Source organism: Citrobacter sp. CK194, assembly GCF_030333395.1.
In the GTDB taxonomy this organism is placed as follows: domain Bacteria; phylum Pseudomonadota; class Gammaproteobacteria; order Enterobacterales; family Enterobacteriaceae; genus Citrobacter_B; species Citrobacter_B koseri.
This window is the reverse complement of record NZ_JAOWGA010000012.1, coordinates 242399-257940: the sequence shown is the minus strand read 5'-3', so window position 1 is coordinate 257940 and position 15542 is coordinate 242399. Positions and strand designations below refer to the sequence as shown.

Sequence of the window (15542 nt, the reverse complement as noted above, 5' to 3'; positions counted from 1 at the left end):
TTCACCCCAGTCACGTACTACGTGTACGTGACTGGGGATTCATTCGCTTGCCGCCTCGATGCCTCTCGAATGATTTTGCGTTAGGAAGCGCATCTGCTGTTCATGACTTATTACGCGTGCTTGTCGTTCCAGAATGCGCGTATTGCGCGCGGCTTCTTCCCCCAGCCAGGTGGTGTTTGTTCGCGATCCTTCGGCGCGATATTTTTCCAGATCCGACAGGCGCACCATATACCCGGTAACGCGCACCAGATCGTTGCCGCTGACGTTGGCGGTAAATTCACGCATGCCGGCCTTGAACGCGCCCAGACAAAGCTGCACCAGCGCCTGAGGATTCCGCTTGATGGTTTCGTCCAGCGTCAGGATGTCGCTGATCCCGGCATGGTAGTGCGCATGATGGGGGGCGACGGTTTGCAGGTGGGTAATGGGGTCGGGTTCATCGCCGTACGGTAAACGCGCGCCCGGCGTCGTACCGATATCGGAGCTGATGCCTGACTGGGCATGCAGCATCGCCCGCTGTTTCCAGCCATGCTTAACGGGCGTGTTTGCGACGAAATCGGCCAACTGCGCGCTGATGCGATAGCCCAGCGCATTGGCCGCGTCGTCTTTCCCGTAGCGCGCGTTCATCCCCGCGTTTTCACACAGCAGGTTTACCGCTTCGGCCAGGCCATACATCCCAAACATCGGTACAAAACGTCCGGGATCAAGCAACCCTTCCTGCACCAGGAAGCTACTCTCAAAGAAATGTGATTGTTCATAGAGGAAGTCACATCGGGCATCAATGATGGCGATCTGCTGCTGGCAGTAGTGCGGTAGCGTGCGCGTAAAGAAGTCATCGACAGAGGTGCTGCGCTCTGCAACGGCTTTCAGATTGATCCTGACCAGCGTGCTGCCGCCGCCCGCAAGCGGCAGAGAGTTGTAACAACTGACGACGCCATATTGACCTTTTGTGAAAATTTTATCATTTACCGGGCCATTAGAAATATGCGGTTTGCTGCATTCACAAATGTTTTTAGCGACATCAAGCAGTAAATTATCCGGTGTGATATCGGGATCGTAGATAAACGTCAGGTTAGGTGAAACCTGCTTTAACTCAGCATCGGCACGTAAAATAGCGCGGGTGACAGGCGTGTCGGCCGGGCCAATATTGGCATGCATAAAGGCGTCCGGCAGCGTTCTGTCGAGATAGCGCCAGAAACGTTTTATTCGAATATCGATCTCGTCTTGTGTTAGAATTTTAACATACGGCTGCAACAGCGCATCCAGTTGCCCCAGATAGACCGGCATCGATGTTACGGAAGGAACGTGATGGTAGAGGATGGTCAGCAAAGATAGCGCGTCATCCAGATCTTTTGCGCCTTCCAGCTCCAGCCACTGTGAGCCATTAGCCAGAAAACGGGCGTAATCGGGCAAAACATAACGAGGTTTGAACGGGGCATGACCTTCGAACATATCGCAGATAACCCCGTCGTCCAGCGCCTGGCGAGCCTCTGCGGGCAAGGCCGGATAAGGCAAAGCGTTCTCAGCTTCCAGCGCCAGAAAATGACGTTTTTGTTCGGGGCTGAGCACCGGACTGGTCACAATTTGCTGGCAACGATGTTGCAGCGCGGTTTCGCATGAAGTGGGCATCTTCGTTTCCTTTTTTGTGCCGAAGGTTAAGCGCCATTGTAGGAAGTTGCGTGATGATGGCTTTTGATCAGGATGCGCCTGTTGCCCACTCGCGAGGCCGGGAAAGGTCATTTATTTGAAGTAGATCTCGTTACAGTAATGCAAATTTGTACGTAGTTTTCATTAACTGTGATGTATATCGAAGTGTAATGGCGAGCGGATGTTAGAATACTAACAAACTCGCAAGGTGAAATTTTATACCGGCGATGAGCCAGGAGAATGTAATGACTGATTTAACCGCAAGCAGCCTGCGTGCGCTGAAACTGATGGACCTGACCACCCTGAATGACGACGACACCAATGAAAAAGTGATCGCGCTGTGTCATCAGGCGAAAACCCCGGTTGGGAATACTGCCGCTATCTGCATCTACCCGCGTTTTATTCCGATTGCGCGTAAGACTCTGAAAGAGCAGGGCACGCCGGATATCCGCATTGCGACCGTCACCAACTTCCCGCACGGTAATGACGACATCGACATCGCGCTGGCAGAAACCCGCGCAGCCATCGCGTACGGCGCGGACGAAGTTGACGTGGTATTCCCGTACCGCGCGCTGATTGCCGGTAACGAGCAGGTGGGCTTCGATCTGGTGAAAGCCTGTAAAGACGCCTGTGCGGCGGCAAACGTGCTGCTGAAAGTGATCATTGAAACCGGTGAGCTGAAAGAAGAAGCGTTAATCCGTAAAGCGTCTGAAATTTCCATCAAAGCCGGTGCGGATTTTATCAAAACCTCTACCGGTAAGGTTCCGGTTAACGCAACGCCGGAAAGCGCACGCATCATGATGGAAGTGATCCGCGATATGGGTGTTTCCAAAACCGTTGGTTTCAAACCGGCTGGCGGCGTGCGTACCGCTGAAGATGCACAGCAGTTCCTGGCCATTGCTGACGAACTGTTTGGCGCTGACTGGGCGGATTCCCGTCACTACCGTTTCGGCGCATCCAGCCTGCTGGCAAGCCTGCTGAAAGCGCTGGGTCACGGGGACGGCAAGAGCGCAAGCAGCTACTAAGCCTTATATTGCCGGAGTTGTAGTGACGTAGGCCGGATAAGGCGCAGCCGCCATCCGGCATCAATACGACTGCCGGGTGGCGCGTTGCTTACCCGGCCTACAATGGCCTTCTACTCTTTTCCCCTGGGGGTTACCGTGTTTCTCGCACAAGAAATTATTCGTAAAAAACGTGATGGTCATCCGTTAAGCGACGAAGAGATCCGCTTCTTTATCAATGGTATTCGTGATAACACCATCTCTGAAGGGCAGATTGCCGCTCTGGCGATGACCATTTTCTTCCACGATATGTCGATGCCTGAGCGTGTGTCGCTGACCATGGCGATGCGAGATTCAGGAACCGTTCTGGACTGGAAGAGTCTCAACCTTAACGGCCCCATTGTTGACAAACACTCCACCGGCGGCGTGGGTGATGTGACTTCGCTGATGCTTGGCCCTATGGTGGCGGCATGCGGCGGCTACATTCCGATGATCTCCGGGCGCGGCCTTGGTCATACCGGCGGTACGCTCGACAAACTGGAAGCGATCCCGGGATTTGATATTTTCCCGGACGACAACCGTTTCCGCGAAATCATTAAAGACGTGGGTGTGGCGATTATTGGGCAGACCAGTTCGCTCGCACCGGCGGATAAACGTTTTTACGCCACCCGCGACATTACCGCGACGGTGGACTCCATCCCGCTGATCACCGCTTCAATCCTCGCGAAAAAACTGGCGGAAGGGCTGGATGCACTGGTGATGGACGTGAAAGTGGGCAGCGGCGCCTTTATGCCGACCTACGAACTCTCTGCCGCGCTGGCTGAAGCCATCGTTGGCGTTTCCAACGGTGCAGGCGTGCGCACAACTGCGCTGCTCACCGACATGAATCAGGTGCTGGCCTCCAGCGCCGGTAACGCCGTCGAAGTGCGCGAAGCGGTGCAGTTCCTGACAGGTGAATACCGCAACCCGCGTCTGTTCGACGTCACGATGGCGCTGTGCGTGGAGATGCTGATCTCCGGCAAGCTGGCGAAAGATGACGCTGATGCGCGAGTGAAACTACAGGCGGTGCTGGATAACGGCAAAGCGGCGGAAATCTTTGGTCGCATGGTAGCGGCACAGAAAGGGCCGAGCGATTTCGTTGAAAACTACGCGAAATACCTGCCGACGGCGATGCTCAGCAAAGCCGTCTATGCCGATACTGAAGGTTTTGTATCCGCAATGGACACTCGCGCGTTGGGCATGGCGGTGGTCTCAATGGGCGGCGGTCGTCGCCAGGCGTCGGACACCATTGATTACAGCGTCGGCTTTACCGACATGGCGCGTCTGGGCGACAGCGTTGACGGGCAGCGTCCGTTGGCTGTTATCCACGCCAAAGACGAAGCCAGCTGGCAGGAAGCGGCGAAAGCCGTCAAAGCGGCAATCAGCCTTGACGACAAAGCGCCTGAAATTACACCGACAGTCTATCGTCGTATTACCGAATAGCTGTATACTGATCTGATCGCTTTTTTGCAGCGCAAGATGTATGGAGAACAAGATGAAACGTGCATTTATTATGGTGCTGGACTCCTTTGGTATTGGTGCAACTGAAGATGCGGATCGCTTTGGCGACGTAGGTTCAGATACCCTGGGCCATATTGCAGAAGCCTGCGCCAGGGGCGAGGCCGACAATGGCCGTAAAGGCCCACTGAATTTGCCTAACCTGACCCGCCTGGGTCTGGTGAAAGCGCATGAAGGTTCTACCGGTAAAATTGCTGCGGGTATGGACGGCAATGCGGAAGTGATTGGCGCGTACGCGTGGGCGCACGAGCTCTCTTCCGGTAAAGATACCCCGTCTGGCCACTGGGAAATCGCGGGTGTTCCGGTTCTGTTTGACTGGGGCTACTTCAGCGACCATGAAAACAGCTTCCCGCAGGAACTGCTGGATAAGCTGGTAAAACGCGCCAACCTGCCGGGTTATCTCGGTAACTGTCACTCTTCCGGTACGGTCATTCTGGATCAATTGGGTGAAGAGCATATGAAAACCGGTAAACCGATTTTCTATACCTCCGCTGACTCCGTATTCCAGATCGCCTGCCATGAAGAGACCTTTGGGCTGGATAAACTGTACGAGCTGTGCGAAATCGCCCGTGAAGAGCTGACCGAAGGCGGCTACAACATTGGCCGCGTTATCGCGCGTCCGTTTATCGGCGATAAGGCCGGTAACTTCCAGCGTACCGGCAACCGTCACGATCTGGCTGTTGAACCGCCGGCGCCGACCATCTTGCAGAAACTGGTCGACGAGAAAAAAGGGCACGTGGTTTCCGTCGGTAAGATTGCGGATATCTACGCCAACTGCGGCATCACCAAAAAAGTGAAAGCCACTGGCCTGGACGCGCTGTTCGACGCCACCCTTAAAGAGATGAAAGAAGCGGGCGACGAGACGATCGTCTTTACCAACTTTGTTGATTTCGACTCATCCTGGGGGCATCGTCGCGACGTAGCGGGCTATGCTGCGGGTCTGGAGCTGTTTGACCGTCGTCTGCCGGAACTGATGGAACTGGTCGGTGAAGATGACATTCTGATCCTGACCGCCGACCACGGTTGCGACCCGACCTGGACCGGTACGGACCATACTCGCGAGCACATTCCGGTGCTGATTTATGGCCCGAAAGTGAAAGCGGGCTCGCTCGGTCACCGTGAAACCTTCGCGGATATCGGTCAGACGCTGGCAACGTACTTCGGTACGTCGCCGATGGACTACGGCAAAAACATGCTGTGATGCAATTGCCCGGTGGCGCAAGCTTACCGGGCCTACGGTTTTGTAGGCCTGATAAGGCGTAGCTGCCATCAGGCAATAACAACGAGATAAGGATAAAAGATGGCAACTCCACATATTAACGCAGAAATGGGTGATTTCGCTGACGTCGTTTTGATGCCGGGCGACCCGCTGCGTGCGAAGCACATTGCTGAAACTTTCCTTGAAGACGTGCGTGAAGTGAACAACGTTCGCGGCATGTTAGGTTTCACCGGGACGTACAAAGGCCGTAAGATCTCCGTCATGGGTCACGGTATGGGTATCCCGTCCTGCTCCATCTATACCAAAGAGCTGATCACCGATTTCGGCGTGAAGAAAATCATTCGTGTCGGTTCCTGCGGTGCGGTATGCAACGATGTGAAACTGCGCGATGTGGTGATTGGTATGGGTGCCTGCACCGATTCCAAAGTTAACCGTATCCGCTTCAAGGATCATGATTTTGCGGCGATCGCTGACTTTGATATGGTGCGCAACGCGGTAGACGCGGCGAAAGCGCTGGGTGTTGACGCGCGCGTGGGCAACCTGTTCTCCGCCGATCTGTTCTATTCTCCTGACGGCGAAATGTTCGACGTGATGGAAAAATACGGCATCCTGGGCGTGGAAATGGAAGCGGCGGGTATCTACGGCGTAGCGGCTGAGTTTGGTGCGAAAGCGCTGACCATCTGCACCGTGTCTGACCATATCCGTACTCACGAGCAGACCACTGCTGCTGAACGTCAGACGACCTTCAACGACATGATCAAAATCGCGCTGGAATCTGTTCTGCTGGGCGATAAAGAGTAAAAAAAGAAGGGGCAGTTTGCCCCTTTTTCCTGCCTGTTTATTTACCGCCCTTTGGCGATTAATGCGTTAGCAATTCCCAGCTTAAATTACTCTCCATCTCAGTATTGTCGCTGACGTTACGGAACTGCTTTTCGTTCAGCACTGGCGTTAGCGTTAACGTAAAGTTCAACTGCTGCCCGCGCGCGGCTTCATTGTTCTCGATAGCGATAATGGCTTCATTATTGTGCAGCAGCTGTGTATCGGCATGGCCGTCTGCGGGAATGAACTCATTGCGATCGGTTGTTTTCCCGATCATATAGCTGCGGCCATCCAGTATCATTTGGCTGGCTTTCAACGCCAGCCCCCCGCCGTTACCGAAAAGAAATCGCCCTTGTGGGCCCGCGGCGCCATGTACAAATAGCGCCATCACCTGTGGTTGCGGGCAATAGATGCTGACATTGATATCGCGCGAGGGCATTTTAAACCAGTTTTGCTGTGAGCCGACGTTGTCATTTCGCTGCATCGGGGGAAAGGCTACGGTAGCGCGAGAGAGCGATACCTGGCAGTTCTCGTCTGCCCATGCCATGCGTGATCCCAGCGCTGCTAACGTACATAATGCAATGATCCACTTTCCGTATGACTTCATTGGCAAATACCCTCCGCCGTTTCGTAAAACGCCTCTTTATTCTGCACATTGTTTAATGTGTAAGTGATTTTGCAGATACGGTTCATATTGTCATCAACGCTATAGAGCGTTGGCGTTTCGTCAATATTGCTAATAAAGACGCGGCCGCTGTCCACTGCGCTGACCAGGTAGTTTCCTTTTTCATCAACAACAGACGTGCCTTTAGGAAGCCAGGATCCATCCTGCTGTTTTATCTTCAGCATGACGCGACGGGTGTTTAGCACGTTAAAATCCAGGTCGCTGACGGTGGCATGAGCGGGCACCAGTAGCTTTGTTCCATTAGCCAGATCCATATTTTTGGGCAGCGTATTTGCATTCACCTCAATACGTGACTTACGCCACTCCGTCAGTCCAGGCACCACGGCCTGCCCCCAGAAATCTGTCCAGACCGGGCCTTGCGGTGTTGCGATTTCGATGCCGCTTTCCGGTTCGCTCAGGTGGGCAATACCAAAGGTATCTTTAATGGTATAGGGGGAGAAGGTTACCCCCTGGCGATGCAGGGCAATGCCGCCCGACAGCATTGCGCTGTAGGTACGCTGATCGTCATTGTTGGTTGTTGCGCCAACGCTCATCTGCGTGTAGTGCAGGTTGCTGTTGATGTTGCCGTTGAGGGTGTTGAGATCGTTTCCGATATCGCGATCCGCCGAAACGGAATAGCTGGTATTGTCGCTGAGAGGGCCACTGCTGCGTAAGCCATATGTCGTTCGGTCGCCCTGATTACGCATATATGCGTTAATCGACTGCGACTGGAAAGGAATGTTGAGGTTGATGTAAAACACATCATCGTCATAGTTGTCATCGTTGATGTCGTCATTATCGTTATCGTTGCTAACAGAGTGCTGCCAGTTCACGTTTATTGACGCGTATTTAAATGTTTTTCCCCATGAAAGACTCACGTAACTGGAGTCTTCATAATCATCCGTGGCCTGATTATAGCTATAGGCTAACGAGAAGGTTCCTGCTGTTCTGCCGCTCCAGTTCACATTGGCGCTATAGCTGCTTTGATAGCTTGCGCTGTCGTCGTCCATCGCCTCGGACAACTCACGATAGTCGTCAGAATAACGTGCGGTGCTGACCCCAACAGAGACATGGCCGGGAAGCGTCAGCTGGTTTTGAATTTCCGCCTTTATACCGCTGCGCGTATCACCGAAGGATTCGCGGCTGCCCAGCAGACTGGCAAATACTTGCCATTTCTCGTTTGAACTCCACTCCAGCATTGCACCGCTTGCCTGATAATCCTCGGCAAGAACCCCTGCCGCCAGTAAACTTGTTTGTGGGGTAAGGCGCCAGCCGTCTGAAATGTTATATACCCAGGGGTCGCTGTAATCGCTGTCGACGTTGCGCACCTGGCCTACTGACATCATAAGCCCTTGTGGTCGCGGAAGGCCGTTCAGGTTGATTGAGGAGGCAGGTACGATGAAACTGGTTGTGACGTTGTCGGTTTCGACGATGCTGACCTGAAGATCGGCGTTATTTAACAGGATAGGGACATTGTCCAGCCTGAATGCCCCCGCGTTTACCAGCGTGGAATAAACAAGCTGCCCCGCCTGGCGGACTTCTACTCGCGCCTGGTTCGTGCGGGCAATCCCCGTCACGGTGACGCCTGAATTATCAGAGGTCATGCTGGACTCGGGGAGTAACTGAATGCCGCTGAGGGATGTTCCAGAAAACAGCGCCGATCTGGAGCTGATCTGCCCAACCTGGACACGCATCTGTTGCGCTTCAAAAACGTGTTCGCCATAAGTGAATAAATTTTTAGCGCTGCGATCGCCGTCAGAGTCCAGCAGAAAATAGCGGCTGCGCAATGCCCAGTTGGCCAGATTGGCGCCCGCTTCGAGATCGCCCTGCGTGTAGTTATGGCTGTCGCCGCCGTTGTATTCATTTCGCGTGGAAAACAGGCTGTAGTTGAGCAGCCCGGCGCTGCCGCCGTGGCTATAGTTTTTCTCCCGGGACGCGCTATTTTCCAGTGCGTCGGGCGGGACAGTTAACTCCAGCATCTCCTTACCGGGAAGGGACTTTATGACGGCGGAGGGATAATCTTTTTGCAGGTCATGACAGTGTTCTTGCAGGGAAATCCCCAGAGGACGTAGCCCGATCGCTGTCAGAAAATCGTCATCTACGCAGAGTTGCCCTTGTTCGTCAAATTTGGCGCCCAGCGAACCTTTTTCTGACCCGTTTACGTTGATTAGAACGCTATGTACACCGGGCAAAAAACGCGGCTCTTCTGCGAAGTAATTTGCGATATTTTTACTGATGCCCCGCGTATTGAGTATATCGGTACTGAACGTTACCTCACGGGCTAACGCCGTTGAGGTTAATAACGTACATGAATATAACGCGATCTGAATATGGCGAGACAGCAGGTTGATTCCTTTCATATACACTTACTTTGTCCCCGTTTTTTATTGATTATGGTGTTAACGGCGCAGTGAAATTGGGTATGTCGATGCCGTAGCGGCTGGCCGGGAAGAAGCGTACAGATTGATCGGAAATGATGGATTTCTTGACGGTTACATCCAGAACTTCTCCGGGTAAAATATAGGTTTTTGCAATTTCCCCGGCCGTTTGCGAAGGTAAAAAAATCACCTGTTGCGCCAGGCGCACCACATAGGCGGAAGGGTTGCTGACTTTAATATGCTGCCCGGAGCCGGACCATTTCAGCAGCTTCCACGCATCGGTGACGACCGGTAAATTTTTGGGGCGAATTAATACCGGCAGATCCTGACGCAAATTGAAGTTAACTTTCATTGCGCCTTTAGACACGCCTGATGGCGGGATGCCTTCAAAGGTGACGCGTTTATAGTGCTCTTTGGTTAGCGGGGCGCTGCTTTCCATAATAAAGCGGACCTGCTGTTCCTGACCGGGTTCCACGCGTACGACGGGCTGGGTGACGTTGACGGTGATACCACTGTCATCTTTTACATCTTCTATTGTGGTGTACAGCAACATCGGAACCGTATCGCTGTTTTTGACATTTATCGTTCCGCCATTATGGCTTTCTTCAATAACCAGTAGCGTGGAGGCGGGAACCATTCCTGCCGCATAAGCCTGAGATAAAGGTAAACAGAGAAGCGTGGCGGCAAATATATACGCTTTAACGGTACAAGATTTGTCAGACATTATTGTAATTCCTTCTATTGGAAAAACTCCCCACCCATCCATGTAGGGAGTTGTTGTACAGATATGATTAATAACGATGTGATTAGATATATCTCAGGGTAATGGTGGCGGAACCTGAAATATCGGTATCATCGCTAATGGCCAGTTTGGTGGTATTATCTACAGCCAGAGAAACCTTAAGCGGATAAGTTGCATTGCTATAGGCTGCTGGTTCCAGCGTGCCTTTGGCGCCGACGGTGATGATATCCTGCGTCCCTTCCTGGTTCCGAAAAGAAGTTGCCGTTGTCGCCTTAGCCCACGAACCCATACTTGCGGCGGCGCCTATAATATAGTCAACGTCAAAGGTGTCTTCGCCATTGACGGCTTGCGCGCTTGCTGCCTTGGCAGAATCGATGGATACGGCATAGGCGCCAATGTTGACATTGCCTGCTGTTTTACCTACGCCGAATGAGACTCCTTTACCTTTAATGATGCCGGTTATCCAGATCTCTGCGTTGCTATCCGCTTTGTTATCGGTCAGCGTCCAGCCTACTTTTGTGGCGCTGGGGCACTCGATGACCAGATCGGTGTCTTTCGTGGCGATATCGTTGACGGCCGTTGAGCTAAGGTCGCTGATCAGATGCGAGCCGAAGTCAAGTGCGTTGCCGCCGTTGACAGTCGCGGTACAGCCACCGACCAGCAGTTTCCCCGTTACGCGCAGTTCAGTAGTGCTGCCATCGGCCGCCCATGCGTTAGACATGGTCAGTGCCGCGATTGCGGTGGCAAGAAGTGCTTTTTTCATTTGTTGATCCTTAACTTGAATTGTGTGATGGTACGAAAAGGCATGTTACTTGCCTTCTGAATACGTTTTATATCAACCAGATAGCTATGGAATATGGTTGGGATAGAGTTATATTTCAGAAGTAATATATTATCTGGACACAGCAGACAGTGGTTTTAGTTTTATTTAAAACTGATTTCTGGTGATCTTTGTTATTTTTTGTTTTAGAGTTGCTGCTATTTTGTATGCGGTTGGAATGTGGCGAGAGTGTATGTTTATATATTCATGCGGTGAATATTATTGATAAATAATATGCCAGCCTGAGCGTTAATCGGCAGGCTTTTAATGTATTGCTGATGGTTATTGAGAAAATAACGTGCCGCCCTTGTTAAGGGGAAACGGGCACGTCCTGGAGAGGGTTAACGCACCGCCCGCGCAATCCACGCCGACAATTCCCGTAGCTCTTTTTCCTGCTCTGGAAAATCGACTAACAGCGCATCACACTCCTGTTGCAGCATATCCGCACGGTACAGACACCCCTGTAAACGGCCCGCCAGCGCTTCCAGCGGCGCAGGGTTAAGGCTGTCGGTAAAAACCTGAGTGCGCGTGATGTGCCCTTTTTCAACGTCGAAGTGCAGTTCAACGCCGCCCCAGATAAAGCGTTCGTCCAGAAGATGCGTAAAGGCTGGCGCCTGGCCGAAGTTCCATTCCCAACTGCTCTGGCGAGCGAACGTTTCGGCAAAATTGGGCAGATCCGGCGTTTTATCTGGAGAGATTATTTCGGCTTCCACGCGTTCGCCGTAGTGGCTGAAGAACGCCTCGGTAATGGCGTCGCAGATGTGTTCATGGGTAATGCCAGGCAGCAGTTCGACCAGATTGGCGACGCGCCCGCGTACGGAGGCGATCCCTTTGGCCTGTAATTTTTTCTTATCAGGATTGAGGTAGTTCGCCAGACGGCTGAGATCGGCATTCAACAGCAATGTGCCGTGGTGGAAGCCGCGATCTTTGGTTTCCCGATAGGCGGAGCCGGAAACCTTGCGGTCGCCTTCCGGCGTTTTCACCACCAGATCGTTACGACCGGAAGCCTCTGCGGTAACGCCCAGCGCGTTCAGCGCATTGAGCACTATCGCGGTGGAGATCGTTTTGTCGTACTCCGGCTTCCCGGCCATAAATGTAAAACAGGTATTGCCGAGATCGTGGAACACCGCGCCGCCGCCGCTGCTGCGACGCGCCAGCCGGACATTGTCTTCTTCCATGCGCCGGGTGTTGCACTCTTTCCACGGGTTTTGCGCCCGCCCGATGACGACCGTATCAGCGTTGCGCCACAGGAACAAAACGCGCTGTGTCGCGGGCATCTGGCGAAAAATACACTCTTCAACCGCCAGGTTGAACCAGGGATCGTAAGAGTCAGAGATAAGCAGACGTAATGTCGTCATGGCAGTATTCCTTTTCGTGGTCTCAACTATATTAACGACAAAGCGGCGGCTATCCTATGGTTCTTTCTTCTCGCTCTCTTCCTCTTCCGGTACGGATTTACTGGCGGTGAGCAGGAAAGGCGATTGCTGCCAGCGCGTGCGTTTGCCCTGTAGCAAGATGCGCGTGAGCACCACGCCAATTGCCAGTGACAGGAGCAGCATCAGGCGTAAAATGTTGGTGGTGTTATCGACCTGTTTCGCTTCGGTCGCCAGCGTATGCGTATCCAGCGTCAGGCGCAGGTAGCCCAGCGGGCCATTTTTACCCTGAATAGGTTCGACAATCTGCTGATTAAAATAGCCGCCCGCTTTTTTACCGTCCAGCGCCAGCCTGTCGCGCACATTGACGCTTTCGCCTGCGCGCGTAATAAGATCGCCTTGCTCGTCGTAGACGCCAGCATCCAGAATGCGGCTCTCTTCCGTTAGCTGGCGGAGTACGACGGCGATCCGCTTCTCATCCGGCGTTTCGGTGCGCATCAGCGGCGCGATATTTAAGGTCACCTGGCGCGCCAGCGTGCGGGCCAGTTCTTCGAGCTGCGGATTGCGCTGCCGTTGATGGTTTTGACTGAACCAGGACGCCCCCTGCATCAGCCCGACGAGCAGTGCGAGACAGAACAATACAATCACTGCACGATGAAGCCGGAATTTCAGTTTTGCGCGAGCCATATTCCACCTGCTGAAAATTTGAGGCTTAATGTTGCCAGAAGCGATGGTTACAGGGTAGCCTCATGCGTTATTTTCCCCAGGATGATTCCCGACCCGAACGATTTTACAGGAGCTTTAATGCCTAACATTACCTGGTGCGATCTGCCTGAAGATGTTTCTTTGTGGCCTGGTTTACCCCTTTCATTAAGTGGTGACGAGGTGATGCCACTGGATTACCACGCAGGCCGTAGCGGCTGGCTGCTGTACGGTCGCGGGTTGGATAAGCAGCGCTTAACGCAGTACCAGAGCAAGCTGGGCGCGGCGATGGTGATCGTGGCGGCCTGGTGCGTTGAAGATTATCAGGTGATTCGTCTGGCAGGTTCCTTAACGCCGCGCGCGACGAAACTGGCGCACGGCGCCGGGCTGGACGTCGCGCCGCTGGGCAAAATTCCGCATCTGCGTACGCCAGGCCTGCTGGTTATGGATATGGATTCGACGGCGATTCAGATCGAATGCATCGATGAAATCGCGAAGCTGGCCGGGACGGGCGAAATGGTTGCGGAAGTCACGGAACGCGCGATGCGCGGCGAACTGGATTTTACCGCCAGCTTACGCAGCCGTGTGGCGACGCTGAAAGGCGCGGATGCCGATATTCTGCGCCAGGTGCGCGAGAATTTGCCGTTGATGCCGGGTCTGACGCAACTGGTGCTGAAGCTGGAAACGCTCGGCTGGAAAGTGGCGATCGCCTCCGGCGGGTTTACCTTTTTTGCGGAATACCTGCGTGAAAAGCTGCGTTTAACTGCGGTGGTGGCGAACGAGCTGGAGATCATCGACGGGAAATTTACCGGCAATGTCATTGGCGATATCGTCGATGCCCAGTACAAAGCTAACACGCTGACCCGACTGGCGCAGGAGTATGAAATTCCCGTGGCGCAGACGGTGGCGATTGGCGATGGCGCTAACGATCTGCCGATGATCAAAGCGGCCGGGCTGGGGATTGCGTACCACGCTAAACCGAAAGTGAATGAAAAGACGGAAATCACGATTCGTCACGCTGACCTGATGGGGGTGTTCTGCATTCTCTCCGGCAGTATGAATCAAAAATGATTGAATTGCCCGATGGCGCAGGGCCTACGGAAAAGTGACTGTAGGCCGGATAAGTATTCTGTAGGCCGGATAAGCGCCAGCGCCATCCGGCAAAAGCGTTAACGAAAGAGGTAAACCGTGGCAAAAGCTCCAAAACGCGCCTTTGTTTGTAATGAATGCGGGGCCGATTATCCGCGCTGGCAGGGGCAATGCAGCGCCTGTCATGCCTGGAACACCATCACCGAGGTGCGTCTTGCCGCGTCGCCAACGGTGGCGCGTAATGAGCGACTCAGCGGCTATGCCGGTAACGCAGGCGTGGCAAAGGTGCAGAAATTGTCTGACATCAGCCTTGAGGAGCTGCCGCGTTTTTCCACCGGGTTTAAAGAGTTCGACCGTGTGCTGGGCGGCGGTGTCGTGCCCGGCAGCGCCATCCTGATTGGCGGCAACCCCGGTGCGGGGAAATCCACGCTGCTGCTGCAAACGCTTTGCAAACTGGCCGAGCAGATGAAAACCCTGTACGTCACGGGCGAAGAGTCCCTGCAACAGGTAGCGATGCGCGCGCATCGGCTGGGATTGCCGACGGCTAACATGAATATGCTGTCAGAAACCAGTATTGAACAGATCTGCCTGATTGCGGAAGAAGAACAACCGAAGCTGATGGTGATCGACTCCATCCAGGTGATGCATATGGCGGATATCCAGTCCTCGCCGGGCAGCGTGGCCCAGGTGCGTGAGACGGCCGCTTATCTGACGCGCTTTGCCAAAACGCGCGGCGTGGCTATCGTGATGGTTGGTCATGTGACCAAAGACGGCTCGCTGGCAGGCCCGAAGGTGCTGGAGCACTGCATTGACTGCTCGGTGCTATTGGATGGCGACGCTGACTCCCGTTTTCGCACGCTGCGTAGCCATAAAAACCGTTTTGGCGCGGTAAACGAGCTGGGCGTTTTTGCGATGACGGAGCAGGGGCTGCGTGAAGTCAGCAACCCGTCCGCAATTTTCTTAAGCCGTGGCGATGAGGTGACTTCCGGCAGTTCGGTCATGGTGGTGTGGGAAGGGACGCGCCCGCTGCTGGTAGAGATTCAGGCGCTGGTCGATCACTCGATGATGGCGAATCCGCGTCGCGTGGCGGTCGGTCTGGAACAAAACCGTCTGGCGATCCTGCTGGCGGTGCTGCACCGTCATGGCGGATTGCAGATGGCCGATCAGGATGTATTCGTCAATGTCGTGGGCGGCGTGAAGGTCACGGAGACCAGCGCGGATCTCGCGCTATTGCTGGCGATGGTCTCCAGTCTGCGCGACAGGCCGCTGCCGCAGGATCTGGTGGTGTTTGGCGAAGTGGGGCTGGCGGGGGAAATTCGCCCGGTGCCCAGCGGTCAGGAACGTATTTCTGAAGCGGCTAAACACGGTTTCCGCCGCGCTATCGTACCGGCTGCCAACGTGCCGAAAAAGCCGCCGGAAGGGATGCAGGTTTTTGGCGTTAAAAAGCTTGCGGATGCGTTAAGTGTGTTTGACGACTTATAATCATCTGTATGTACTGATGTTGTATAATTTGCCGGATAGCGACGCAGTGCGT

At 53.9% G+C, this 15542-nt stretch carries 13 protein-coding genes; 6 read left to right on the top strand and 7 right to left on the bottom strand.

All coding sequences use genetic code 11. The features are described from left to right. Window positions 1-39: 39 nt before the first annotated feature. Entirely contained in the window at window positions 40-1626 is a 1587-nt protein-coding gene (locus tag OGX80_RS01870) for a YjjI family glycine radical enzyme (protein WP_115182021.1), read from the bottom strand. Between the two features lie 263 nt (window positions 1627-1889). Here OGX80_RS01870 and deoC point away from each other — a divergent pair, with 263 nt between their 5' ends. The 4 genes from deoC to deoD all read left to right on the top strand — a co-directional run bounded on the left by deoC (window position 1890) and on the right by deoD (window position 6222). After that, window positions 1890-2669, top strand: coding sequence for a deoxyribose-phosphate aldolase (deoC, locus tag OGX80_RS01865; RefSeq protein WP_024130733.1), 780 nt, complete (start codon window positions 1890-1892; stop codon window positions 2667-2669). A gap of 135 nt (window positions 2670-2804) precedes the next feature. Continuing rightward, complete coding sequence (deoA, locus tag OGX80_RS01860; RefSeq protein WP_024130732.1) at window positions 2805-4127, top strand: thymidine phosphorylase; 1323 nt, start codon at window positions 2805-2807, stop codon at window positions 4125-4127. Window positions 4128-4179: 52 nt separating this feature from the next. Continuing rightward, window positions 4180-5403: a phosphopentomutase gene (gene deoB / locus OGX80_RS01855; RefSeq protein ID WP_024130731.1), complete on the top strand. Its 1224-nt coding sequence runs from the start codon at window positions 4180-4182 to the stop codon at window positions 5401-5403. Between the two features lie 99 nt (window positions 5404-5502). Continuing rightward, entirely contained in the window at window positions 5503-6222 is a 720-nt protein-coding gene (gene deoD / locus OGX80_RS01850; protein WP_233644201.1) for a purine-nucleoside phosphorylase, read from the top strand. 58 nt (window positions 6223-6280) lie between these two features. On the opposite strand, the gene OGX80_RS01845 is transcribed toward deoD, so the two are convergent. The 6 genes from OGX80_RS01845 to OGX80_RS01820 all read right to left on the bottom strand — a co-directional run bounded on the left by OGX80_RS01845 (window position 6281) and on the right by OGX80_RS01820 (window position 12904). Further along, window positions 6281-6847, bottom strand: coding sequence for a DUF1120 domain-containing protein (locus OGX80_RS01845; RefSeq protein WP_047459063.1), 567 nt, complete (start codon window positions 6845-6847; stop codon window positions 6281-6283). Further along, window positions 6844-9264: a fimbrial biogenesis outer membrane usher protein gene (locus tag OGX80_RS01840; RefSeq protein WP_286471082.1), complete on the bottom strand. Its 2421-nt coding sequence runs from the start codon at window positions 9262-9264 to the stop codon at window positions 6844-6846. The genes OGX80_RS01845 and OGX80_RS01840 overlap by 4 nt, the downstream gene beginning before the upstream one ends. 31 nt (window positions 9265-9295) lie before the next feature. After that, complete coding sequence (locus OGX80_RS01835; protein ID WP_047459060.1) at window positions 9296-10006, bottom strand: fimbria/pilus chaperone family protein; 711 nt, start codon at window positions 10004-10006, stop codon at window positions 9296-9298. Window positions 10007-10088: 82 nt separating this feature from the next. Further along, window positions 10089-10787: a DUF1120 domain-containing protein gene (locus OGX80_RS01830; RefSeq protein WP_112001213.1), complete on the bottom strand. Its 699-nt coding sequence runs from the start codon at window positions 10785-10787 to the stop codon at window positions 10089-10091. Window positions 10788-11185: 398 nt separating this feature from the next. Then, window positions 11186-12202 (bottom strand): lipoate--protein ligase, encoded by a 1017-nt coding sequence (gene lplA / locus OGX80_RS01825; protein ID WP_012134186.1) that lies wholly within the window; start codon window positions 12200-12202, stop codon window positions 11186-11188. 54 nt (window positions 12203-12256) lie between these two features. Continuing rightward, the gene (locus OGX80_RS01820) at window positions 12257-12904 is read right to left on the bottom strand and encodes a YtjB family periplasmic protein (RefSeq protein ID WP_115182019.1); all 648 of its coding nucleotides are present in this window, start codon (window positions 12902-12904) and stop codon (window positions 12257-12259) included. A gap of 117 nt (window positions 12905-13021) precedes the next feature. Here OGX80_RS01820 and serB point away from each other — a divergent pair, with 117 nt between their 5' ends. Next, window positions 13022-13990, top strand: coding sequence for a phosphoserine phosphatase (serB, locus tag OGX80_RS01815; protein ID WP_024130729.1), 969 nt, complete (start codon window positions 13022-13024; stop codon window positions 13988-13990). A 117-nt stretch (window positions 13991-14107) separates the two neighbouring features. Next, entirely contained in the window at window positions 14108-15490 is a 1383-nt protein-coding gene (gene radA, locus OGX80_RS01810) for a DNA repair protein RadA (protein WP_024130728.1), read from the top strand. Window positions 15491-15542 lie beyond the last annotated feature (52 nt).